This is a genomic window from Streptomyces uncialis, assembly GCF_036250755.1.
GTDB classification, from domain to species: domain Bacteria; phylum Actinomycetota; class Actinomycetes; order Streptomycetales; family Streptomycetaceae; genus Streptomyces; species Streptomyces uncialis.
In genome coordinates this window covers 4,145,989-4,169,239 of sequence record NZ_CP109583.1, presented here as the reverse complement: position 1 = coordinate 4,169,239, position 23,251 = coordinate 4,145,989, and the positions used below count along the sequence as shown (strand labels likewise).

Genomic DNA, 23,251 nt, shown 5'->3' with positions numbered 1-23,251 from the left:
GCCTGGACGGCCCGTACGGGCCCCGTGGGCCGCCCAACACCCAACCTGTCAGCAGCCGGGCGCGGAAGGCCCGCAGCGGCCCGCACAGCGTCTCGTTCCGTCCGGATGGCGATCCGGCGGGCGCGGCGGAGGCCCACCGAGGGGTGTTCGCCAACGGCCGCTCACCCCGGTCGGCCGGAGTGCTCCAGCATGTCGGAGACGTTCACGAACCCCCGTCGCGCCGCCACGAGCCGGCCGTCGCGGACGGTCTGGAAGGTGACGTCCGCGTTCACGATCCTCGGATGGTCGTTCATCGCGAGCAGGTCCTCGAACCGCCAGCGCAGGGGCGGGGTCAGACCGCCCGTCCCCACCGTGAGACCTCCGTCGAGGGCGCGGCGCACGGTCCGGGCGGACACCTCGCCGCCGTCCAGGGACTCCACGACCTGCTTCAGCACGGTGTAGGCGACCCAGGTGGTCTGCGCCCCCGCGTCCGTGGGGTCGACGCGGTTGTCCTCGAACGCGTGCTCCCTGATCACCTCGCGCATCGTCCCCCAGCGCCGGTCCGTGGCCACCGGGTACCACGCCGAGATCAGGGCCCCCTCGTACGGCCCCGAGGCGCCGCCCGCGCGGTCCACGACGGACTGGTCCACGCTGCCGATCACGGAACCGACGCGCACCTGCGTGTGCCCGGCGCGGATCCGGCGGAACGAGTCGAAGAACGTGTGGGTGCGTTCCCCGAGCGCGGCGGCCACACAGTTCCCGGTCCCGGGTTCCGTACGGGCCCGGGTCAGTGATCTCCGGGCCTCGGCGGTGTACTCGGACGCGTCCTCCGGGGCGCGCACATCGTCCACCGGGCCCCGTCGTCCGGCGGCGAGCCCGGCATCGATCTGCGGCGGGAGCGCGTCACCCGCGGTGGTGTCGGGCCGGACCAGCGTCACCTGGGCGCACCGGTCCGCGAGCTGGCGTCCCAGTCCGGCCATCAGCGCGGGCTGCCCGCCGTGCACCGGGTACGACGCCGGGCTGGTGAACTCGATCGGGGTGACGCCGTAGCCGCCGATGAACGGGATGCCCGCCGCCTCCAGCGTCGGGAGGGTGGCGCGGCCGAACTGGCTGTACGAGCCGACGACGGCGACGACGCCCTCGTCCACCGCCCGCTGCGCGCAGTCCCGCGCGCCGCTGGAGTCGTTGGTGTCGTTGCAGGTGACGACCTGGAGATCGCGGCCGTCGATGCCGCCGCCCGCGTTCACCCAGCGCGCGTACGCGCGTGCCGTCGCCGGCATCCCCGGCATGTTGGTGGCCCTGGTGTTCTCCGGCGCCCAGGTCATGACCTTGATGGTGGAAGCGGACGGCGCCGATGTGCCGGGCATCACACCGCAGGCGGCGGCGAGCGCGCCGCAGACCGTGAGGGCGGACGCGGACAGCGCGACCGGCCGGGTCCGGACGCCGCGCGCGCCCCGGGGCCCTGGGGACGCGGTGGCCGCCCCCGCGCGTTCGGGGGGCCGTTCCGCCCAGGTACGGCGGGTCGGAGCGGGGGAATCGATGCGCTTGCGTCGCCGACCGGTCATGGTTCCGCACCCTCGCGCCGCATTCCCAACCCCCGAGTGGCGAGGGGACAACGGCGGACGGCGGGGAGGTGAATTGAGGGGGAGCGTGCGGAGCGTCCGGCCGGTGAACGTACGATCGGTGACCGTGCAAGGTCCGGAGAACCCTTCCCGTCGTGGCCGCCGCTCCTCCACCATGGGCGGCATGCCACTCAACGACATGCCGTGGTGGCGCTGGCGCAGCAACGTGCGTTCCGCGCTGCACATGCTCTCCGACCCGGGTTTCCAGCACGACTGCTGGCTCGCCGGGCACACCGGCTACGGGGATGTGACCGACGCCGTGTACCGGCTCGTCGAGGACACCTGGCTCGACAACTGGTCCGCGGAGAAGTACGTGGGGACGATCTTCCGGGACTCCGACGAGGCCGCCCTTGTCGACGCCGCCGTCCTGCGGGTGCTGAAGATCATGCACCAGGTGGGGCCCGACGCGGCCGTCTCCGCGTATCTGGAGCACCCGGGGTGGCCGGAGGCCGTGCACGCCGCGCGCGAGGCCCATGTACGGCTCGCGACGAGCGACGGCGAGGACCCGGATCAGCCGCCGCGGACCCTTGAGGTGCTGCGGATCATGACCCGCACCGCCTGAGGCAGCCCCGTACCCGCTTGAGGCCGCCCGGTACCCGCGTGAGCGCGCGCCCCCCGGAAGCCGGCGGTCCGGCGCCCGCGCGCGGGGGATGCGGTATGGGACCCTGTTCGGCATGAGTGAGCAGGCCACAGCCCCCGCCGATCAGTACGTCCTCACGTTGTCGTGCCCTGACAAGCAGGGCATCGTGCACGCCGTCTCCAGCTTTCTGTTCATGACCGGATGCAACATCGAGGACAGCCAGCAGTTCGGGGACCACGACACCGGCCTGTTCTTCATGCGGGTGCACTTCTCGGCGGAGGCCCCGGTGACCGTCGACAAGCTGCGGGCGAGCTTCGCGGCCGTCGGCGACTCCTTCCAGATGGACTGGCAGCTCGACCGCGCCGACGACCGGATGCGGGTCGTCCTCATGGTCAGCAGGTTCGGGCACTGCCTGAACGACCTGCTGTTCCGCGCGCGTACCGGCGCGCTGCCGGTGGAGATCGTCGCGGTGGTGTCCAACCACACCGACTTCGCGGAACTCGTCGCCTCCTACGACGTCCCGTTCCGCCACATCCCCGTCACCCGGGACAACAAGCCGCAGGCCGAGGCGGAACTGCTGGAGCTGGTCCGTGCGGAGGGTGTCGAGCTGGTCGTCCTCGCCCGCTACATGCAGGTGCTCTCCGACGATCTGTGCAAGCAGCTCAACGGCCGGATCATCAACATCCACCACTCGTTCCTGCCGAGCTTCAAGGGCGCCAAGCCGTACCACCAGGCCCACGCGCGCGGGGTGAAGCTGATCGGGGCGACCGCGCACTACGTGACCGCCGATCTCGACGAGGGTCCGATCATCGAGCAGGAGGTCGAGCGGGTGGGCCACGGGGTCACCCCGGACCAGCTCGTGGCGACCGGCCGCGACGTGGAGTGCCAGGCGCTCGCCCGCGCGGTGAAGTGGCACGCCGAGCGGCGCATCCTCCTGAACGGACGCCGCACGGTCGTCTTCCCCTGACCCCTGACCCCTGACCCCCTGAGCCCGGTGTTCCCCGGTCCCTCCCGGTGCTCCCGGCGAGCTCCGGGGCGCCCACGGCCTGTCCCCCGGCCCCCGGGGGCGCCCACGGCATTCCTGGCGCCCCGGACGGGACGGGGCGGGCTCAGAGACGGCTGAGGGCCGCCGCGGCGGCCAGGACCTCCCTGATGGCCTCCTTGTCGCCCTTCTGGCCCGCGGCCGCCTCCTCCGGGGAGACATGTCCGGCGGCCAGCCGGCAGAACTCCGTGCCGTCCAGCGCTATGTGGGCGACCTCGTGGTCCGCGGAGCCGAGGGCCGCCGGTGAGTCCAGCGGGATGTACCAGTCGCCGCCGCCCGCGCCCTCGATCTCCAGGCGCAGACTGCGCCCCGGGGCACCCGCCTCGCCCAGCCGCCGGGGCGGGGACGCGAGCCCCGCGCGACGCCGTGCGGCGAGCGCGGTGGGCAGCAGCCGGGCGCCGAGCTCGATCAGCCGGGTCAGATGGCGCGGGGCCGGAGGACCGTACGGGTAGTCGACGGCCTCGGCGATGTCCGTGGCGTGCACCCAGCACTCGAAGGCGCGGTCCACCATGGCGTCCCGCAACGGCAGCTCGAAGTCCCCGTACGACACGGGGAGCAGACCGGACGACCCGGCCGCGTGGGCGGCGTCCCCGGCGGCGAACGCCACCGTCCGCACCAGCGCGTGGCTCTGATCGCGCCACGGGGTGCGGACCTCGCGCGTGGGCGGGTCGAGCAGGGCGGCCCAGTACGCCTCGGTGCGCGCGGCGGGCCCGGCCGGGCCGTCGGCGCTCCCGGCGGCGCGCACGCGCGCGTGCAGCGGGTCGGCCAGCCCGAGCGCGCCCGCCACCAGACCGTCCACGGTCAGCAGATGCGCGATGACCCCCGCGACGGTGGTCCCGCGGCTGTGGGGCCGCGAGTCCTCGTACCAGCGCAGCCGGACGGGCGTCTGCCACTCGGCGTCCCCGAAGTCCTGGAGGAGCGCGTCGAGCCGGGCCGTCTCCGCGTCGTAGGGCGTGGCCCACCCGGGCACCGGGATACGCGGCGGACGGCGGCCCAGACAGCTGTCGAGGACCCGGGTCCGCAGCCCCGGGTCGAGGTCCAGCGTCTCCGCGGGATGCAGCAGCCGCACGGCGTCCCGCAGCCGCAGTGCCTCCGCGGCACACAGCCCGCACTCGCCCAGATGCCGCTCGACGGCGGCCGTCTCCCCGGGTGAGCACGCGCTGAGCGCCCACGCGCCCAGCAGCGACTTCAGGACGCCGTGCGTCGGCGGTCCGGACGACGCGGGTGCCTCGGGGGACGCGGGGTGTGCGGGGTGCCGCTCGGGGGTGTCCTGTTCCGTCGGCGGCGCGCCGGGCGGGTGCGGGGCGGCCGTTCCGGCGCGGGCGCGCGGGGACGGTGCGCGTGGGGCGGACGTCCGCCCGTCGGGGTCGGGGTCGGGGTCCGTGCCGAGTGGGCGTGGGGCGTCGGTGCCGGGTGCCGCGGAGCCGTCCCGGGGACCGCCGTCACCGCCGTCCACCGCTGTGCCGTCCTGGTCGTCGTGGGCGCGGTGGCGGTCGCCGGGGCCGGCGTGGGGGGCGGGCCGCTCCGGGTCGTTCACAAGGTGCTCCCCGGTTCGGGTGGGGTGCCCGAGGTGTCATGGGCGGTGGCCAGGAGTTGCAGGCCGAGCCGGAGTCTTCGGCGGGCCTCGTCGGCCGTGACCCCGAGCTCGGCGGCCGTCTGGTGGTAGTCCCGGCGCTGGAAATACGCCTGCTCAAGGGCGGTGCGCAGAGGCTGGGGCATGGACGCGACGATGTAGTCCGCGCGGGCCGTCGCCGACGCGTGGCGCACCTTGCGCTCCAGATCGTCGGTGCCGCCGCTGCTGCCGTCGGCGAGGGCGGCGGTCCCGGCCCGCCGCAGCCGCTCGACGGCGAAACGGTGGGTCAGGGCGGCGATCCAGGTGCGCAGCGGGCCCTGCTTGGGGTCGTAGGAGTCGGGGTGCTCCCACACGTGCGTGAAGACCTCACGGGTGATCCGGTCGGCGCCCTGCTGGTCCCCGAGGACGCGATGGGCGAGACCGTGCACCAGGGACGCGAACCGGTCGTACAGCTCGCCGAGCGCGGCCGCTTCGCCGCGCCCCAGCCGCTGCTGCATCTTCCGGTCCCAGCGCGGCGGAGTGTCCTTCGCCATACCGTCCCCTCACCACGGTCGTGCCCGGCGCCCTGCGTTGTCGTCGCGGGCGGGATATCTCCGCACCGCACCCCCGAATGTAGTCGGCCGGAGGGGTCGCGCATGCCCCTTTGCTCTATGAGATTTCCTGTAAATCCGCAGATGGTGGCCCGGTCCAGGGGGTTTTTCGGCCCTTGTCGCGGGGTCTTGCCGGACGTTGATTGCAAGTGTCCGAATGTGATCGTGACAGGTCGAATACTTCTCTTCACGATCTGAATACATGTGTTTCATGGAGGCGCTATCGGGCAGTCGCGCCATGAAATCGTAGGAACCGCTTCCGGTTAGGTGCGTGAAGGTGGACGCGGTCCGGGGCATGTGCCGGTGGTCTGTTCGGTCCGTCGGTCGTGTCACAGAGGGAACGAGGCCGCACGTCGGGGAGTTCCGGACATGGGGCGGGTTTCGGCGGACGAAGGGCTGGGCGTGGCGTTCAGGGTGACCGAGGAGGAGCAGGGCGACTGGGCCGTGCTGCGGGTGTCGGGCGAGTTGGACTTGTTGACGTCGCCGGTGCTGCGGCAGCGGGTGCGCGACGTGGTGGCGGAGGGGCGGCACGCTCTCGTGCTGGATCTCTCCGACGTGTTCTTCTGCGATTCCAGCGGAGTGGGTGTGCTGATCGCGACACGGCGCCTCATCCGGTCCTGTCAGGGACGGCTGCGGCTGACGCTCCCCGCGCGCGGGGCGGTCGACGGCTCGCACGTCAACCGTGTGCTCGCGGCGCTCGGCGTCCGTCGCCTCTTCGACGTGTACCCGGACGTCGAGTCGGCCGTCAGCGAGCGGACGCAGCCGCTGTCCGCGTAGCGCCCGCCCCGGTACGGGACGACGTGGTGTGCGCGTCGGTGCGTACCGGGACGACGTGGTGTGCGCGTCGCCTAAGAGGTGTGCCCGCGCGCGGTAGCCGTCTCCATGACCGTCCGAGGTGGCCGCCGTACGTGCCGTACCGCAAACCCCACGGTCTTGCCACAAGCGACGGGTTCCCGGCCCGGCGGCACCGCCGAGGACGTACGCTCCCGATCGGAAGCAACCGCAACCCGTAACGTGAGGCGGCCCGATAACCCATGGTCAGCACCGAGAACGAGCGCAGGATCGCCGCCCGGTTCGCCACTTTCGACCAGGACGGCAACGGCTACATCGACCGCGAGGACTTCAGCTCCGCGGCCAAGACCCTGCTCACCGAGTTCGGCACGCCCGCGCGGTGCGACAAGGGGCAGGCCCTGTACATCGGTGCCGAGGCGTTCTGGCAGGGCATGGCGGGGATCGCCGACCGGGACGGTGACCAGCGCATCACGCGCGGGGAGTTCGTGAACAGCGCGGTCAAGCGGCTGCGGGACAACCCGGAGGGCTTCGCGGAGATCGCCCGGCCCTTCCTGCACGCGGCCCTCGCCGTCGCGGACACCGACGCGGACGGCGCCACCACCGTGCACGAGGTCGTGCGGGCGCTGCGTTGCCTGGGCGTGGCAGAGGCGTCCGCCAAGGCCGTCGCGGAGGCGCTCGACCAGGACGCGGACGGCCGGATCACCGAGCGGGAGGTCGTCACGGCCTTCGCCCGCTACTTCACGGTCCCGGAGTAGCCGGGCCGCACCTGCCTTCCGAGCTTCCCGGGGGCAAACACGCCCTTCCGGCCCGGCTGAACGCGTCAGGAGGCGTCCGAGAGACGCCTCCGGGCAAACCGGCCCCGGGATCGATCACCCCACCGCAGCGCGGGCGTTGAGCCGACCTGGACAGTGACATCCCGGCGCGAGTGCCGAGTTGGACATGTGCCGGGCCAAGAGCCATGCCCTCGACCGGTGTCGTTCCGAACCCCGCGTCGCCGCGCCCCCGTAGGCGCATGGCCTGTCGCGGGGGCCATGGAGGCGAAGGGGAAGGGTTCACTCTGCGTGTTGGCGGGAGCGGAAGCGTGCTGCGTGGCGTACGCACAGGGGTCACGCAGTGTCGATACCGGGTTGTGTCCTTCGTATGACTCGTCGCGATGCCGGGACAGGTGTCGGCTCCGGTACCTTGTGTGAGATGCGAGCGGACCTGTGGCCGAGTCGTTCCGGTGTTGCCTCTGAGGCGGCGCCGGACCTGGTGTTGTGTCCCGTTCCTCGCACAAGGGGCGGTCTCACGCCCTCTTGTTCGACCCCCTCCGGCGAGCGTCGCACAGTATGCCGCACGCGTACTCCTTCGCGCTGGAATATGCCCGAAGCGCTTGTTGGGGTGACTGTACGTCAACCATGCTGTTTCGTAAGGGGATCACGTTCCGTGACCCTTGGGAGGCGCGAGGCGATGTGTCCGCCGGTTCGGATGGTGTGAGCGGTGCAGGTGCTTCAGGTGCAGTTGGAAGTCCGGCCTGACCCCTCGGAGGTGGGGCGGGCCCGGAGGTGGGCGCGGTCACGGCTCGCCGGTTCGGGCATAGCGGCGGACGAGCCGTTGGCCGAGACCCTCATCCTGCTGGTGTCGGAGCTGGTCACCAACGCCGTCGTGCACACCGGATGCCCCGCTGTGCTGCGCATCCTGCTGTCCGGACGCGGTCCGGACGCGGAGACCGAGCCCGAGACCGTCCGGGTGGAGGTGGCCGACTCCTGTGCGCGGCCACCGCGTCCCCGGCACGCCGAGGGCGACGAGACGGGCGGACGTGGCCTCGAACTCGTCGACGGGCTCGCCGACCGGTGGGGCTGGCAGCGCGAGGGGTCGGGCAAGCGGATCTGGTGCGAGGTGGACCGCTCCGGGGCGGGCAACTCGCTCCGGAACGGTTTCGGTTTCACCTACGAAGCGGTCCGGCCTGTCTGACCTGTTGAGCTGTCTGACCTGTTGACCTGTCTGTCGGGCCCGATCTGTCGGGCCCGTCCGGCTCGCTGATCCACCTGATCGCCGTCTGCCGTCTGCCGTCTGCCGTCTGCCGTCTGTCGGCGGTGGGCGGCGCCAGGTGTCAGAGGGCAGGCGGCAGTGGGTCGTTGGGAGTTATCCACAGGGTCGGGGACCGATGTCGGCGGGGCCCGTTAGCTTCGAGGCATGAGTTATCGCGAGGTCGTCTCGAAGGCCGTGGGCGCCTGGGCGGTGGTCGCCGTGGGCGCGCGGCTGCCCGTCGCCATGGCGCCTCTCGCCCTGGTCTTCTTCGTGCGCGAGCGGCCCGGCGGATACACCCTGGGCGCCGCGCTCGCCGCCGTGTACGTGGTCGGGGAGATCGTCGGCGCGCCCTTGCTCGGGATGCGGATGCGGTCCGAGCGGGCCAGACCGCATCTCGCCGCCGGGCTGTGCGTGGGCGCGGCGGCCTTCGTCGGGCTGGGGCTGCTGCCGGGCGGGCACCCACTCGTGCTCGGCGTGCTCGCCTTCGTCGCGGGCGCGGCACCCGCTGCCGCGCCGGGCGGGCTGCGCGCGCTGCTGACCACCCTCGTCCCCGACCGGGCGGTCACCCAGGTGCTGTCCGTCGAGTCCATGCTCACCAACGCGGTGTGGGCCGCGTCCCCGGCCCTTGTCGCCGGACTCGCCCTCGGGGTGGCACCCGCCACGCCGCTGCTGCTGGCCGGAGGCTTCATGGGCGCGTCGGTCGTGGGGCTGTGGCTGCTGCCCCCGGGCTGGACCTCGGATCCGGACGACCGGGGTGGCGAGCCGATGGCGCGGCTGATGGCGCGCGTCTGGCCCGTGTACGTGCTCGGGGCGGCCGGCCTCGCCCCGCTGGCCCTCGCCGAGCTGGTGCTGCCCGCCCTCCTGGAGCATCGCGGTGTGGGTGTGGGCTGGACGGGGCCGCTGCTCGCGGGGCTGTCCGTGGGCGCGGCGGCGGGGGCGTACGTGTACGGGCTGCGGAGCTGGCCGGGGCGGCTGCCCACGCAGGGTCTCGTGTTGCTCTGCGGCCTCCTGACCTGCGTGATCGTCGTGGCCCTGGTCCCGAACACCGTGGTTCTCGCCGTCGCCCTGGCCTGTGGCGGTGTCCTCCAGGCGGGCGCCCTGCTCGCGCGCAACCTGTCCCTGCGGGAGGTGCTGCCGCCCAGCGCGGTCGCCGCCGGCTACTCGCTGATGTACGCGGCGGTGGGCGCCGGATACGCGGCGGCGGGGTCCCTCGCGGGCGTCCTGCTCGGGGTCACCACTCCGTCCGGCGCGATGCTCGCCGGCGTCGGGCTCACCGCGGTGCTGATCGTTGTCGCCGCGGTGGGCGAACGACGGTTGACCGCACGGGTGCGGTGTGGCGCGGGGTCGTCCCCGCTCGCCGGGTCCGGCGGTGGAGCGTCGTCAGCGCGCGGGGAGGGCGGTGCCCGACCGGAAGGTGCGCCGGTACGCGGTGGGCGTGACACCGAGGGCGGCCTGTAGATGCTGGCGCATGGACTGCGCGGTCCCGAACCCGGCGTCCTGAGCCACCTGGTCCATGGACAGGGCGCTCGACTCCAGCAGATGCCGGGCCCGCTGCACACGCTGGTGGGTGAGCCACTGACCGGGACTCACCCCGACCTCCTCACGGAACCGACGCGTGAACGTGCGTACGGACATGGACTCGCGGGCCGCCAGGTCCCGGAGCTGGAGCGGCTCGTGCAGCCGGGCCAGGGCCCAGGCCCGCGCGCTTGCGGTGGTCGCCAGCCGGGGCTCCGGCACGGGCCTCTCGATGTACTGGGCCTGGCCCCCGTCGCGGTGCGGGGGGACGACGGTGCGGCGGGCCACGTCGTTGGCGACCGCGGAGCCGTGGTCCCGGCGTACGACATGGAGACAGAGGTCGATGCCGGCGGCGACCCCCGCGGAGGTGAGCACATCACCGTCATCGACGAACAGGACGTCCGCGTCGACCTCGACCCGGGGGAAGAGGCGTTGAAAGTGGTCGGCGGAGGACCAGTGGGTGGTGGCGGGGCGGCCGTCCAGCCAGCCCGCCGCGGCGAGGACGTAGCCACCCGTACAGATGGACATCAGCCGGGTGCCCGGGCGGACGTACCCGAGCGCGGTGGCCAGTTCGCCGGTGAGTTCGCCCTTCTCGAAGACGGGCCCCAGCTGGTAGGAGGCGGGCACCACGACCGTGTCGGCGGTGGCGAGGGCCTCGGGTCCGTTCTCCACGAGGATCGAGAAGTCGGCCTCCGCGCGGACCGGCCCCGGGGCCCGGACCGAACAGGTCACGACCTCGTACAGCCCCCGCCCGGCGGCATCCCGCGCGCGGCCGAAGATGCGCTGGGGGATGCCCAGTTCGAAGGGCAGGACGCCGTCGAGCGCGAGGACGACCACGCGGTGCGGGGGCGCGACCGGTACCGGGTCCCGTGGCGGGCAGGGGACTTGGTCCCGCATCGGGTGCTGTGCCGGGCCGGGGGCGTGGTCCGGTACCGGGTCATGGCCCGGCGCCGCCGCTGGTTCGGCTACGAAGGTTCGGGGCCAGGTGGTCCGGGGCGGGGAAGGCCGGGACTCGGGGCGCTGGGGAGCCATGGCCCGATCCTAGTGAACGCTGGCCTTCGGGCCACTCGTCCGAGGTGTCATGTGCACGGAGGCTGTCATGTGTGACTCAGGCAGCGACCACTCCACCGGGCGGCACCCCGGACCCGACGGCCCCCGCCGACCACTCGGACCCCCCACGGCGGACCGTGCCGACCCCCGGTCCCGGCCCCAGCGCCATGTCGACTCCCGGTCCTGGCTCTGTGCCGATTTCCGGTCCCGGTCCCGTGTCGACCCCCGGTCCCGATCCCGGTCCCGTGTCGACGCCCGGTCCCGATCCCGATCCCGGGCTCCGCGCGGGGCGACGAGTCCACCGCGCGTGGCTCGTCGTCGCCGTCGCGTTCGTGACGATCATCGGGGCGGCCGCCTTCCGGTCGCTGCCGGGGCTGCTGTTCGATCCACTGGAGGAGGAGTTCGGCTGGTCACGGGGCACGATCGGGCTCGCGGTCTCGGTGAACCTCGCCCTGTACGGGCTGACGGCCCCGTTCGCCGCCGCGCTCATGGACCGCTTCGGCGTCCGGCGGGTGGTCGCCACCTCGCTGACCGTGATCGCCGTCGGGTCCGGCGCCACGGTGTGGATGACCGAGCCCTGGCAACTCGTCCTCGGCTGGGGTCTGCTGGTGGGACTGGGCGCGGGCTCGATGGCCCTGGCGTTCGCCGCGACGATCGCCAACCGGTGGTTCACCGCGCGCCGGGGCCTGGTGACGGGGCTGCTCACGGCCGCCGCCGCGTCCGGTCAGCTGATCTTCCTGCCGCTGCTCTCCTGGATCGTGGCGAACCACGCCTGGCGTGCCGCCGCCGTGACGGTGTCCCTGACCGCGCTGGCCGTCGTGCCGTTCGTCTGGCTGCTGCTGCGGGACCACCCGGCGGACGTGGGAGCCACGCCCTACGGCGCGACGGAGTTCGTACCCAAGCCGCCACCGGTGCGGGGCGCGGCGCGGCGGGCGGTGTCCGCGCTGTTCGCGGCGGCGCGCACGGGGCCGTTCTGGCTGCTCGCGGGCTCCTTCGCGATCTGCGGGGCGTCCACCAACGGTCTGATCCAGACCCACTTCATCCCGGCGGCGCACGACCACGGCATGCCGATCACGGCTGCGGCCGGGCTGCTCGCCCTCATCGGGATCTTCGACGTGATCGGGACCGTCGCCTCCGGATGGTTCACCGACCGCTACGAGTCCCGGCGGCTGCTGGCGGTCTACTACGCGCTGCGCGGGATCTCGCTGCTGTTCCTGCCGATGCTGCTGGCTCCGTCGGTACAGCCGCCGATGCTGTTCTTCATCGTCTTCTACGGGCTGGACTGGGTCGCCACCGTGCCGCCGACCATCGCGCTGTGCCGCGAGCACTACGGCGAGGACAGCGCGATCGTCTTCGGCTGGGTGCTCGCCTCCCACCAGGTGGGCGCCGCCCTGGTCGCCTTCCTCGGCGGGGCCGCGCGGGACGTCTTCGGGTCGTACGACGTGGTCTGGTACGCGTCGGGGGCGTTGTGCGCGGCTGCCGCGCTGATGGTGCTGATGATCCGCCGAAAGCCCGTGCCCTCGGCTCGACCTGCCTGACCTGCCTGACCTGCCTGATCCGGCGTCGGCGTGCCCGTGCCGCGTGCCCGTGCCGGCCGGGCCGTCCGGGCTGCCTGGGGACAGCCGGAGGAGCATCCGGGGGAACGAATCGGGGGAACAAACGGCGCGGCCCTAGACTTGCGAGAACAGGGTGGCCCCGGGTGTACCGGTGGCCCTCCGTACCGGCACGGCGACGGCCGACCGGCGGCACCATCGGTGCAGGCCACCCGAGGGACACCGTCCCGGAGGCGCCGACCCGGAGGTGTCTCCCGTACCCCCGCCGCGCAGGTCGCACCACGGCTCACGGACGACGAACGGAACAGCGGCATGGCTCTGTCGATCACCAAGACGCACGGCAGCCTCAATGACATCCTCGTCATCGACGGCGCCCCCACCGACCACTTCGCACCGGGTGACGTCGAGCGTGCGGTGCGGCTGCTGTGCGACCGGGAGAACGGCCTGGGCGCCGACGGCGTGTACTTCATCGACGACCACCGTGACGGCAGCGCGCAGGCCCACTTCTTCAACCCCGACGGTTCCGCGTCCCTGCTGTGCGGCAACGGCATGCGCGGTGCCGGCCGTCTGCTGCTGGACCGCTACCAGGCCGAATCGGTCGTCCTGCGCACAGGCCCGTACGCGTTCACCGTGCGCGCCGCCGAGACCAGCGGGCACGGTGTACGCCGGGTGTCCGTGGAGCTGCCGCCCGTCGACTTCACCCCGGCGGAGCCGATCGTCGCGGACGTGGCGTGGCCGTTCGTGGACGAGACGCTGTCCGCCTACCACCCGACCCGCCGGGTCTCGGCCGTCGCCGTGCCGAACTCGCATCTGATCACCGTGCTGGGCGGCGAGGACGGTACGGACGGGCGGGGCGGCGCGTACGACGCGTACGACGAAACCGAGCTGATCACCACCGGCACCCGTGTGGCGCGGGCGGCGGGCAGCTTCCCGATCGGCGCGAACGTGTCCTTCGTACGCCCCCTGGCCGCGACGGAGGTGTTCGTGCGGACGTTCGAGCGCGGCGCGGGCCTCACCCCGTCCTGCGGTTCGGGTGTCGCCGCTTCCCGCGCGGTGCTGTCCCGCCTGGGACGGGTCGAGCCGGGCACGCCCGTCGTCGTCCGCAACCCGGGCGGGGTCGCCCGGAGCTGGATGCAGGTCGAGGGCGACCGGTGGCAGCCGGTCCTGGAGGGCAACGCGACGAACGTGTACGCGACCGAGCTCGACCCGTCGGCGCTGCTCGGCGAGGGGCCCGTCCGCTACGAGAGCACTGTGTTCACGGACGAGATCCACGCCTTCGCCGCGTTCAACGGCGAGAACCTCGTGGCGCTGAAGGAAGCGGGTGTCGAGACGACGCTGGAGCCCGCCGCGTCCGCGTTCTGAGAGCGGGCGCCCTCCCGCCTGGCCGGCGGGAGGGCGCTGTGTGCGTCTGGACTGTCCGGGTGCCCCTGGACGGGTCCGGGTGCCCTTGGGCGATCCGAGTGATTCTGGACGGTCCGGGTGCTCTCAGGCGGTCCGCGTGGTCCGGGTCATCCGTGTGCCGGGGTCAGCGGCCGGAGAAGGGGAGGCGGGCCGGTACCGGGGCGGGGTTCGGCGAGGCGGACCGGGAGTCGGCCGCGGCTTGCGGGTCGGCCGCGCAGGTGACGTCCCGGGCGGGAAGCCGTCCGGTGATCAGATACGTCGTGGTGTGCTCGTCGGCGCAGGTGCTGATCCCGAGCGAGTACACGCCGTGGCCCTGCCCCTCGTCCACGGTGACGAGCCGGGAGCCCTTCAACGCCCGGCGCAGGCCCTGCGCGGCGACCAGAGGGGTCTGCGAGTCCCATTCGTTCTGGACGATGAGCGCGGGGACCTTGTTGTCGACCTTGGTGGCCGCTTCGAGCGGGCGGTCCCAGAAGGCGCACGGGAAGACGTTCGAGACGGAGTCGCCGTACAGGGGATAGCGGACACTGTCGCGCCGGGAGTCGGCCTGATAGACGGCCGGGTCGGTGGGCCAGCGGGCGTCACCGCACATGATCGCGAGATAGCTCGCCAGCTCGTTGTCGGTCGGCACGAAGGTCGGGAAGGTCGGGACGGGCTTGCCCGCCGCGGCGTCCCGGAGCAGCCCCAAGGTGTCGGCGGCGACCGACGGGTGGGTGATCTGCCAGCGTATGTACTCGCGGACCTCGGCACCGTCGAACACGGTCCCGCCGAGGTCGAGCGGCTCCCGGTCGGCGCGCGCGACGATGTCCCAGAACAGCTTCTCGACCTCGGCGGGTGTGTCACCGAATCCGTACCGCGCCGAATCGCGGGCGGTCCACGCCGTCCAGCGGTCGAACGCGGTCTCCGCCTGCACCGCCCACGACTGCGACATGCTGCGCCAGACCCGCTTGGGGTCGACCGCGCTGTCCAGGACGAACCGGTCGGCCCGCTGCGGGAACAACTGGGTGTACACAGACCCGAGATAGGTCCCGTACGACAGCCCGAAGTACGAGATCTTCCGCTCACCGAGGGCCGCGCGGATGATGTCCATGTCGCGTGCCGTGTTGCGGGTGCTGATGTGCGGGAGCGTGTCCTTGTTGAGGTTCCGGCACCCTTGCGCGATGTCGCGCGCCCAGGCGACATCCTTGGCGAACGTCGCGTCCTTGTACGGCCGGTACGTCAGCCGCTCGTCGGCGGTGGTCGTCCCGCAGGCGAGAGGACTGCTGGCGCCGACTCCGCGCGGGTCGAAGCCGATCAGGTCGTACCGGTCCTTCACGGACTGCGGCAGAAGGCCGCTCAGCGCGAGGGGGTAGAAGAGCCCGGAGCCGCTGGGGCCACCCGGGTTGAAGAGCAGGACACCGCGGCGCTTGGCCGGGTCGGCGGCCTTGATCCGTGACAGCGACAGTTCGAGCTTCTTGCCGCTCGGCTTGCGGTGGTCGAGAGGCACGTCGAGGGTCGTGCACTCGACGGTCGCGGGGACGTCGGCGTCGCAGCCCCGCCAGGTCAATGAGGACATGGCGGCCGACGCGGTGGCCGCTACGTTCACCGACGAGCCGGGGTCGGCCGTGGGGGTGGCCGCTGCCGTGGTGCTGAGAAGTGTGGGGGCGAGTACCGCGGCGACGCCCAAGGCGATCTTGGAGGTCGCTCTTCGTCTCAGGAGCATTGGAGTGCCTTCGTTCGCTGGGATGGTGAATGGCGCTCTTCAGTGGTCCGGAGGGACGGACCGCGGGGTCGTCGGACAGGCTAACGGGCGTACGGCGTACGTGAGTTCGGATGCGCGATTTGACCTGGTTGGATGCCCTGCCCGAAGGTTTCCCGGCGCCGAAGGGGGTGCGGGCGGAGCGGGCGCGATGCGGAGCGGGCGTGTCATTCGCGCGATGTCATGCGGTAGAGCGCCGCCCACTGTTGTTCGTCGAGGTCCTTCGGCAACGCGCCCGTCGCGACGCGGTGTCGAGCGGCCCATGCCCGTACCGCGCGCCGGGACAGCGAGGGGCTCGCGGCCGTGGCGATCTGTTCGAGGCCGCGGCCCTTGCCGGTGAACACCCGTCGTACGAACTCCTGGTACCCCGCGCGGTCGGACGCAGCGACGAGGGGCCTGGCCCGGCGGGTGGCCGTCAGGAGTCCCCCGTCGACGTTCGGACGAGGACGGAACGCGGCGGCGGGAACCCTGCGGGCGAGCCGGAACGCGTACCAGGGCCACCACTGCGCGGTCATCATCGTCGCCCCGCCGACACCGGCCCGTCGCCGCGCGACCTCCCACTGCACCAATAGGACAGCGTCGGTCCAGCCGGACGAGGTCAGTACGCGGCGCAGCATCGGGGTCGTCTCGTGGAAAGGGAGGTTGCCGACGAGCACATGCGGGGTGGCCGGTGCGCGGAAGCGGAGGAAGTCGGCGTGCACCAGGGTGGTGGACGGGTTCGTGCGCCGCCGTAGCCGTTCCACCCGGCGGGGGTCGATCTCGACTCCGGTCAGAGGCCGGCCGAGGGACTGGAGCGGAAGCGTCAGCGCGCCGTCACCCGTACCGATCTCGATGATGGGCCCGTCGGTGCGGGCGACGAGGTCCACGAAGGCGCGGATCGTGGCCCGGTCCACGAGGAAGTTCTGGCCCAACTCGTGCCGTCCGCCCGGTGAGACAGGGGCGAGGGGAGAGCCGGGAGCGGTGGGTGGTTCGGGGGCGTTCGCCGTACGTGGATCGGTGGGGGCGCTGGAGGTGCCCGCACCGCGGCCGGCGGTACGGCGAGGGTCGGCTTCGGCCCGGCGTTCGGTCCGGGGCGCGGAACGCGACCTGGACGCGGATGCGGACAAGGACGAGGACCCGGACCCGGACGGCGTGGGCCTGGGCTGGGTGCGGGCCCGGTCATGGGACGGGGTGCGGCGGTCGGGGGAGGAGGGCTGATGGTGCCTGGGCACGGGAACTCCGCGGCTTCGAGGTGAGCCGGGCAGCACGAAGGGCCGTCCGGCGGGGTCGCTCGGAAACGGCGGTACGTCTCGTCTACGGGATCAGCGCGGACCGGCACAGGCCCATGGGGCCGGCCGTGGTCGGCGAGGACCGACGAGGAGTGGGGACGCCGCCGCTAGAAGCGACGGAATCGGGTTGCTGCCATGCTTGCGACACCTGAGATTCCACACATGGTCCAGGACGTTAGGCGCCATCGAGCACGGGCTCAAATGGATTTCCCGGTTCGGGGCCGCGACCCGGTTCCCCCTGTTGGGCGGGATGGGGCGGAGCGGGGGCGGGCGGTGCGTGGGGCGGGCGGCGCGGTGGTGGGGGCTTGCGCGGGAGTGCGGGACGGCGGACTCAACCGCGGTGCCCGAATCAGCGCGAGGCTCGTGCGACCGCCTTGCCTATCCGGTCGGCGTCCTTCGCCAGCTCCCGCAGCATCCCGCTGATCGGATTGGTGAATCCGGTGAAGTAGAGGCCGGGCGCGTCCTTCGCGCAACGGCGTCCGTGCGGGAGCGGTCGTCCGTCGGCCCGGAGCACTCCGAGGTGGCCGACGAGGCCGCCGAGAGCCCGTTCGTACCCGGTCGCGGTGATCACGGCGTCGGGGTCGACGCGGGTGCCGTCCGCGAGGACGACCTGGTCACCGTCCAGTGACTCGACAGCCGCCACCACTTCGACGCGTCCGGCGCGGACTGCTTCGACGAAGCCGACGTCCTGCACCGGAAGCGCCCCCTGCCGCACCCGCGAGTACAGGCCGGTCCGTGGCCGGGGCAGCCCCCGCGCGGTCAGGTCCGGCACGCTGACCTTGGCCATCACCCGGGCCAACTGGTCCACCAGGACCACGGGAAGCCTGCGGCACAGGATGGCCCCGGCCTGGGCGGGCCATCCCACGGTGGAGCGGCGCACGATGTGCGGGACGGTGCGTACGGCGAGCCGCACCCGTGCCGCGCCCCCTTGGACCAGGTCGACGGCGATCTCGGCACCTGTGTTGCCCGCGCCGACCACCAGGACATCCTTGTCCCGGTACGGTCCGGGCTCGCGGTACGCGGACGCGTGCAGCAGTGTCCGCTTGTAGGTGTCGTGCCCGGGCCAGTCCGGCCGGTGCGGTGTGTGGTTGTAGCCGGTGGCGACGACCACCGCCGAAGCGGACAGCTCGCGGCCACCGGAGGCCTTGAGCAGCCAGCCGTCCCCGTCGGGCGCCCGGTCGACGCGATTGACCTCCACACCGGTGATGATCTCCAGCTCATGGTGCTCGGCGTACTTCTCCAGGTACCGCACGACGTTGTCGCGGGCCACCCAGCGGCCGAACGACCGGGGGATCGACAGGCCCGGCAATGAGGACAGCCTGCGCGTGGTGTGCAGCCGCAGCCGGTCGTAGTGGCCGCGCCATGAGGAGCCGACCCCGTCCGACCTCTCCAGGACGACCGCGCGCACCCCTCGCGACCGCAGCGCGTGGGCCGTCGCGAGCCCGCCGGGACCTCCGCCGATGACGTAGACCGGGCGGTCCGACGTGCGGAGCAGGGCGGCTTTGTCGTGGTCTGCGGAGTGGGCCATGAGCGCGAGCGTAATCACGTCCTGAGTTGATTGGTCTCGGTCAAGACCGGAATGCGTTGCGAATTGATCACGGACTTCCGCGAAGGTGTCGGTCCGGGAGGAAGCGCCCCCCGAAGGCGACCGGTTCCGGTCGGTGTCCGGGCACGTCGGTATCCGGTCACGTCGCTATCCGGCACGCGTCTCGCTGGCCGCGCGGTGGCTGCGGCCCGCCGACCGAAAATTCCTTCGCTGTGATCACCTGATAGATGTTCAATGAACGCATGAGTGACACGAGTGACAAGAGTGACGCGATTCCGGCAGGCTCGGAGACGGTCCCCCTCCCCGACCTACGAGGCCGGGGCCTGGTGCTGCGCCCTTGGCGTCCGGACGCCGAGGCGGACCTGGACGCTTATCTGCGCGGGCTCTCCGATCCGGAGTTCCTGCGGTGGAACACCCCGTCGATCCTCGTCAAGGATCTGGCCGACGCCCGCGTCTCGCTGCGTGCGCGTTCGAAGAACGTGTCGCGGGGCACGGAAGCGGCCTTCTGCGTCACGGACGAGGAGACCGGCGCGATCCTGGGGCACGTCGGCATCAACAACATCAACGACACGATGAGCGTCGCGCTCGTCGGCTACTGGACCCTGCCGGAAGCCCGTGGCCGGGGTGTCGCGCGACGGGCCCTCGCCCTGGCCACCGACTGGGCGTTCCGGTATCGCGGCCTGCACCGGCTCGAACTAGGACACGCGTTGGGACACGACGTGTCCTGCCGCATCGCCGAAGCGGTCGGCTTCCGGTACGAGGGGACCTTGCGGGACGCGATGTTCGCGGAGGGACGGCACGACGCGTTCCGGGACGTCCACCTGCATGGCCGCCTCACCACGGACGAGGCCCCCGTGTAGCCCTCGGCGGACCGGACCGTCCCCTTGCCGGACCGCTGCCCTACGGTCCCGCCGTCCCGCCGCTCACGGCCACAGCAACTCCTGCGTCCACCCGTCACCTTCGTGGGCATAGCGGAGCCTGACGTGCCGCCGCTCGGTATCGCCCTGGAAGAACTCGACCTCACGCGGGTCGAGCGCGTAGAGCGCCCAACTCGGCACCGCTGCGTCCGGCTCGGCCGCCGCACGTTCCCAGGCCGTGGCGGACGCGCGTGCCAACTCCTCGTACGCGGTCAGGGGCTCGCTCTGCCGACCGACGAGCGCGGCGGCGAGTGCCCCGGTGGACCGTGCGCCGAGATCGGCCCGTGCTTCCTGTGCGTCCAGAGTGCGAACGGGACCTCGTACCCGTACCTGCCTGGCCCGCGAAGGCCAGTAGAACGCGAGTGCCGCGTACGGCAGCGCGGCGAGCTGGCGGCCCTTGCGGCTGGTCGAGTGGGACGCGAACAGCCAGCCCCGTTCGTCCACCCCGTGCAGCATGACGATGCGGACATCCGGCAGACCGTCCGTGTCCGCTGTGGCCAGGGACATGGTGTGCGGTTCCACCTGTCCCGCGGCGACCGCGTCCCCGAACCAGGACGTGAACAGCTCGCGCGGGTCGGCCGGTGCGTCACGCGGATCGAAACGGGGCAGCTCGGGGAGGTCCCACACCCGCAGGGACTTCAGCAGCTCATCGAGATCGGTTCCCATGGGCCCGAGTATGGGGCCGGACAGCCTCCCGGTGATCGCTCACCGGGAGGCCGTTCCGCGCCCTGTGCACCCTGGAAGGGTCGAGGACACCGGGGAATGAGAACACCGGGGAAAGAGGACACCGGGCAATGAGGTCACCGGGTAATGGGGTCACCGGTGGAGGAATGAGGACACCGATGGCCGAGTTGTGGCCGGGACGCGGCAGGTGTCACCGTCGCGGCCGGCGGCTGACGTGGAGCCGACCGCGACGGTGAGGTCCTCCGTCCTCCCCGGCTCAGCCCTTGCGGCCGGTGAGGTAGGTGTCGATCACCCGCATCGCCTTCTCCGTCCCGCCCTTGCGGTAGAGCCAGTGGCCCGCGACGTCCATCGTGAACAGGGTCGCCTTGGGGAAGGCACGCGCCATGCGCTGCGCGCCCGGCAGCGGCGTCGCCAGGTCAAGGGTGGCGTTGGCCACCAGGACGGGCGGGAGGCTGCCCTTCGCCTGGGCGGGCTGGGGCTTGGGCGCCATGTTCCAGCCCTGGCAGCCGAGGACGGTCTCCAGGGCCTGCGCGTTGTAGCGGATGTGCGGGGCGGCCTTCGCGACCCGTTCGCGGATGGCCCGGTACTGGGCGTAGTCGCGAATCCGGAAGTCGTAGTCACGGCACAGCACGAGCCGCGATGCGGGGTCGGTGGCTCCGCCGTACCAGGTGACCTCGCCCTTTCCGCTGTGCAGGGCGGCCAGTTCCTGTGTGGCCCTCGCCGGGGTCCACCTGCCGAGGGCGAAGGTGAGGTAGTCGGACAGCTGGTCGGCGTCGACCTTGGTCCGCGTCGGTCCGTCGGGGCCCGGCTCGCGGAGCGTGCCCGCGTCGGCACGGGCGAACAGGCCGTCGGTGACGGCCGTCAGGTCCTGGCCCTTCAACGCGCAGTCCGCTTCGGTCTCGCACCAGGCCGCGAGCCGTTTCAGGGTGGTGTTGGTGGTCACGCTGCCGTCGGTGAGGTAGCGCTCCGCGTTCGGGCGTGCCGGGTCCATCGCGCTGTCGAGGGCGAGCGCGCGGAGCCGGTCCGGGAACAGGCGCGCGTAGCGTTCACCGAGGAACGTGCCGTAGGAATGGCCGATGAAGCTGATCTTCCGTTCGCCCAGGGCGGCGCGGATCGCGTCCATGTCGCGGGCAACGCTCTCGCCGTCCATATGGGCGGCGAGCGGGCCCGTCCGGGCGAGGCAGCTGTCCGCCAGCCGGCCGTTCAGGGTGCGCATCCGCTCGAACTCGGCGGCGTAGCGGGGACGGGTCGGGATCGAGTCGAGGATCGTCTCGTCGCACTCGGCTTTCTGGCTGCGGCCGATGCCGCGCGGATCGAACCCGATCATGTCGAAGCGCTTGAGCATGTCGGGGGAGTAGCCGTTGTAGGGGTCGTCCGCGTACAGCGCGTCGTCCGAGCCGGGCGCCCCCGGGCCGCCCGGGTTCGACATCAGGACACCGATCCGCCGCGCGGGGTCGGTGGCCCGGTAGCGGGCGACGAAGATGCCGATCTTCCGGCCCTTCGGCTTCGACCAGTCCAGCGGCACCTGGACCGTCCCGCACCGCGCCTTCGGGCTGGGGTCGGGATAGGGCGGCTCGGCCTTGGGGCAGGGCCCCCAACTGATGGGCGTGACGGCGGGCGTGGCTTCGGACGACTCCCGGGCGGCGGCTGAACCGGGGACGGCCAGAGCGGCGGCGGAAGCGGACAGGGCCAGGAGTACGGAGACAGCCCGACGTCTCGCGTTCGGGACCCTGTTCACGCGCATGGTCGTGTTCATGCGCGTCACTGTCCCGGCCGCGCGTTATGGCGTTGCCATGAGCACATGATGAGGACGTAATAGGGGTCAACGTGCCTTTCATGCAGCGCGGGTTGTTGCTACCGGACCACCAAGTCACGTGTCCTGGTGCCCACCTGTGCTTACTCGCCCGGCCATTAGGTCAGGTCGCGGAGGTCGCGGAGGTCGCGGAGGTCGCGGAAGCCGAGGAAGCCGAGGAAGCCGAGGAAGGGGACAACGTGCTGGCCTTAGGTGTCCGCATGGTGCGGAGGGTGTCGTCCACGCGTGCGTTCGCGCGCCTCGCGCCGCATGTCGTTCCCGCGCTCGACCGTTCGGTGCATCGGCTGAGCGGCGGAAAGTACCTGGTCAGCGGGTTGATGCTGCCGGGAGTGATGCTCACTGCGACCGGTGCCCGTTCGGGCCTGCCCCGCCGTGTGCCGCTCGCGTGCATGCCGGAGTCCGGTGGTACGTGGGTGTTGATCGGGTCCAACTTCGGCCGTGACGGGCATCCGGCCTGGACCGCGAACCTGCTGGCCCACCCCGACGCGCGTATCGACTGGAAGGGGGAGCGTGTTGAGGTGACGGCTCGTCTGCTGACGGGGGACGAGCGTGAGGCCGCGTGGACCGCCGCGCTGCGGTTCTGGCCGCCGTACGCCACCTATCAGTCCCGGGTGACTCGGGAGATCCGTCTGTTCAGGCTGGCCGGACGTAGGCCGTGAGGAGTGCCTGGTGATGCGCCGGACCGTGTGGTCGTCGGGGCCGGAAGGCTGAGGGCGGAGCGGGACGGTGTCCGCTGGTGTCCGCTATCGGGTGGGCTTGCGGCCCGTGACGCCCAGGTGGACCAGCAGGGCGAGGTTCGGCTTCAGTTCCGCCTGTTTGACGCCCCAGGTCTGGAACCCCTTCTGGTGGCCGGCCACGGCGGACAGCATCGTGACGAGGGAACCGGCCACGGCGGCCGGGTTCACGTCCTTGTCGACACGGCCCTTGGCCTGAAGGTCCTTCACCGTGGCCGCGAGGGAGTTGGCGACGGAGTTCAGCACCTTCATACGGATCTTGTAGAACCGCTTGTCACCCTCGGCGGCGCCCAGGTCGACCACCCGGAGGATGGCGTCGTTGCGGCGCCAGAAGTCCAGGAATCCGTCCACGAGTTCCTGGGACGTCTGCCAGCCCGCTTTGCCCGCCCAGGAGCGGCCTTCGAGGAGCTGGGCCAACGATGTGCCCTCCGCGGCCATTTCCTCCGCGATCTCCAGAACGGCGCCTTCCACGTCGGGAAAGTACTGGTAGAAGGTCGCCGGTGACGTGCCCGCCCTGCGGGCCACATCGATGACCTTCACATCGCGGTACGGGGACGAGCTGAGCATGTCGCCGAGGCATTCCAGCAGCTTCTGGCGGGTCGCCTGGCCGCGTCGTCCGGCTACGCGGCCGTCGACGGTTCTTACCTGTCCTGTCATGTCGTCAGCTTACCGAGGGGGTCTCGGAGCGCGATTCGACCGACTGCAAATGGGGTGCACCCGGTTCGCGGCGGGGGTCGGGGGCCGGTTCGTGTACCTGGCGGTTTCTGAGTTCCGCCCTGGTCGGACGGGGTGCGCGCGGTCCAGGCACGAATGCGGCGCGGGTGCCCTCCACGGGGTGACCGGCCGG

21 protein-coding genes are annotated in these 23,251 nt (G+C 72.0%); 11 read left to right on the top strand and 10 right to left on the bottom strand.

The window, feature by feature from the left end:
- Positions 1 to 161: 161 nt before the first annotated feature.
- Positions 162 to 1,544 (bottom strand): ABC transporter substrate-binding protein, encoded by a 1,383-nt coding sequence (locus tag OG711_RS17080; RefSeq protein WP_329559663.1) that lies wholly within the window; start codon positions 1,542 to 1,544, stop codon positions 162 to 164.
- 118 nt (positions 1,545 to 1,662) lie between these two features.
- Between OG711_RS17080 and OG711_RS17075 the strand changes: the two genes are divergently transcribed.
- Complete coding sequence (locus OG711_RS17075) at positions 1,663 to 2,163, top strand: SCO4402 family protein (RefSeq protein ID WP_073785370.1); 501 nt, start codon at positions 1,663 to 1,665, stop codon at positions 2,161 to 2,163.
- A 112-nt stretch (positions 2,164 to 2,275) separates the two neighbouring features.
- Positions 2,276 to 3,148: a formyltetrahydrofolate deformylase gene (gene purU, locus OG711_RS17070; RefSeq protein ID WP_073785372.1), complete on the top strand. Its 873-nt coding sequence runs from the start codon at positions 2,276 to 2,278 to the stop codon at positions 3,146 to 3,148.
- 142 nt (positions 3,149 to 3,290) lie between these two features.
- Here purU and OG711_RS17065 read toward each other — a convergent pair whose 3' ends face one another.
- On the bottom strand, positions 3,291 to 4,760 hold the full coding sequence (locus OG711_RS17065; RefSeq protein ID WP_329559662.1) for an MDMPI N domain containing protein: 1,470 nt from the start codon (positions 4,758 to 4,760) through the stop codon (positions 3,291 to 3,293).
- Positions 4,757 to 5,329: a sigma-70 family RNA polymerase sigma factor gene (locus tag OG711_RS17060; RefSeq protein WP_073783590.1), complete on the bottom strand. Its 573-nt coding sequence runs from the start codon at positions 5,327 to 5,329 to the stop codon at positions 4,757 to 4,759. The genes OG711_RS17065 and OG711_RS17060 overlap by 4 nt, the downstream gene beginning before the upstream one ends.
- 453 nt (positions 5,330 to 5,782) lie before the next feature.
- Between OG711_RS17060 and OG711_RS17055 the strand changes: the two genes are divergently transcribed.
- From OG711_RS17055 to OG711_RS17040, 4 genes are all read left to right on the top strand, one after another.
- Complete coding sequence (locus OG711_RS17055) at positions 5,783 to 6,163, top strand: STAS domain-containing protein (RefSeq protein WP_073785374.1); 381 nt, start codon at positions 5,783 to 5,785, stop codon at positions 6,161 to 6,163.
- A gap of 257 nt (positions 6,164 to 6,420) precedes the next feature.
- Entirely contained in the window at positions 6,421 to 6,933 is a 513-nt protein-coding gene (locus OG711_RS17050) for an EF-hand domain-containing protein (RefSeq protein WP_073783592.1), read from the top strand.
- Positions 6,934 to 7,657: 724 nt separating this feature from the next.
- On the top strand, positions 7,658 to 8,131 hold the full coding sequence (locus OG711_RS17045; protein ID WP_073783594.1) for an ATP-binding protein: 474 nt from the start codon (positions 7,658 to 7,660) through the stop codon (positions 8,129 to 8,131).
- 222 nt (positions 8,132 to 8,353) lie between these two features.
- The gene (locus OG711_RS17040) at positions 8,354 to 9,646 is read left to right on the top strand and encodes an MFS transporter (protein WP_329559661.1); all 1,293 of its coding nucleotides are present in this window, start codon (positions 8,354 to 8,356) and stop codon (positions 9,644 to 9,646) included.
- Here the strand turns inward: OG711_RS17040 and OG711_RS17035 are convergent.
- Positions 9,569 to 10,600 (bottom strand): GlxA family transcriptional regulator, encoded by a 1,032-nt coding sequence (locus tag OG711_RS17035; RefSeq protein WP_329563866.1) that lies wholly within the window; start codon positions 10,598 to 10,600, stop codon positions 9,569 to 9,571. The two genes, OG711_RS17040 and OG711_RS17035, sit on opposite strands and share 78 nt — an antisense overlap.
- A gap of 320 nt (positions 10,601 to 10,920) precedes the next feature.
- Here OG711_RS17035 and OG711_RS17030 point away from each other — a divergent pair, with 320 nt between their 5' ends.
- Together OG711_RS17030 and dapF are read left to right on the top strand one after the other, a co-directional pair.
- A complete protein-coding gene (locus tag OG711_RS17030) occupies positions 10,921 to 12,291 on the top strand; it encodes an MFS transporter (RefSeq protein ID WP_329563864.1) in 1,371 nt (456 codons plus the stop codon).
- Positions 12,292 to 12,618: 327 nt separating this feature from the next.
- The gene (gene dapF / locus OG711_RS17025) at positions 12,619 to 13,668 is read left to right on the top strand and encodes a diaminopimelate epimerase (protein WP_329559660.1); all 1,050 of its coding nucleotides are present in this window, start codon (positions 12,619 to 12,621) and stop codon (positions 13,666 to 13,668) included.
- Between the two features lie 163 nt (positions 13,669 to 13,831).
- On the opposite strand, the gene OG711_RS17020 is transcribed toward dapF, so the two are convergent.
- Both OG711_RS17020 and erm read right to left on the bottom strand, forming a co-directional pair.
- The gene (locus OG711_RS17020; protein WP_329559659.1) at positions 13,832 to 15,406 is read right to left on the bottom strand and encodes an alpha/beta hydrolase; all 1,575 of its coding nucleotides are present in this window, start codon (positions 15,404 to 15,406) and stop codon (positions 13,832 to 13,834) included.
- Positions 15,407 to 15,609: 203 nt separating this feature from the next.
- The gene (gene erm / locus OG711_RS17015) at positions 15,610 to 16,353 is read right to left on the bottom strand and encodes a 23S ribosomal RNA methyltransferase Erm (RefSeq protein ID WP_329559658.1); all 744 of its coding nucleotides are present in this window, start codon (positions 16,351 to 16,353) and stop codon (positions 15,610 to 15,612) included.
- Between the two features lie 49 nt (positions 16,354 to 16,402).
- Here erm and OG711_RS17010 point away from each other — a divergent pair, with 49 nt between their 5' ends.
- Positions 16,403 to 16,639 (top strand): hypothetical protein, encoded by a 237-nt coding sequence (locus OG711_RS17010; RefSeq protein ID WP_329559657.1) that lies wholly within the window; start codon positions 16,403 to 16,405, stop codon positions 16,637 to 16,639.
- A gap of 420 nt (positions 16,640 to 17,059) precedes the next feature.
- On the opposite strand, the gene OG711_RS17005 is transcribed toward OG711_RS17010, so the two are convergent.
- Entirely contained in the window at positions 17,060 to 18,238 is a 1,179-nt protein-coding gene (locus tag OG711_RS17005) for a flavin-containing monooxygenase (protein WP_329559656.1), read from the bottom strand.
- Positions 18,239 to 18,498: 260 nt separating this feature from the next.
- On the opposite strand from OG711_RS17005, the gene OG711_RS17000 reads away from it, so the two are divergent.
- Positions 18,499 to 19,116, top strand: coding sequence for a GNAT family N-acetyltransferase (locus OG711_RS17000; RefSeq protein WP_329559655.1), 618 nt, complete (start codon positions 18,499 to 18,501; stop codon positions 19,114 to 19,116).
- Between the two features lie 63 nt (positions 19,117 to 19,179).
- Here the strand turns inward: OG711_RS17000 and OG711_RS16995 are convergent, their stop codons facing one another.
- Together OG711_RS16995 and OG711_RS16990 are read right to left on the bottom strand one after the other, a co-directional pair.
- Complete coding sequence (locus tag OG711_RS16995; RefSeq protein ID WP_329559654.1) at positions 19,180 to 19,839, bottom strand: pyridoxine/pyridoxamine 5'-phosphate oxidase; 660 nt, start codon at positions 19,837 to 19,839, stop codon at positions 19,180 to 19,182.
- A 274-nt stretch (positions 19,840 to 20,113) separates the two neighbouring features.
- Positions 20,114 to 21,613, bottom strand: coding sequence for an alpha/beta fold hydrolase (locus OG711_RS16990; RefSeq protein ID WP_329559653.1), 1,500 nt, complete (start codon positions 21,611 to 21,613; stop codon positions 20,114 to 20,116).
- A 257-nt stretch (positions 21,614 to 21,870) separates the two neighbouring features.
- On the opposite strand from OG711_RS16990, the gene OG711_RS16985 reads away from it, so the two are divergent.
- The gene (locus OG711_RS16985) at positions 21,871 to 22,329 is read left to right on the top strand and encodes a nitroreductase family deazaflavin-dependent oxidoreductase (RefSeq protein WP_073785379.1); all 459 of its coding nucleotides are present in this window, start codon (positions 21,871 to 21,873) and stop codon (positions 22,327 to 22,329) included.
- Between the two features lie 84 nt (positions 22,330 to 22,413).
- On the opposite strand, the gene OG711_RS16980 is transcribed toward OG711_RS16985, so the two are convergent.
- Positions 22,414 to 23,061 (bottom strand): TetR family transcriptional regulator, encoded by a 648-nt coding sequence (locus tag OG711_RS16980; protein ID WP_073783616.1) that lies wholly within the window; start codon positions 23,059 to 23,061, stop codon positions 22,414 to 22,416.
- Positions 23,062 to 23,251: the final 190 nt, after the last annotated feature.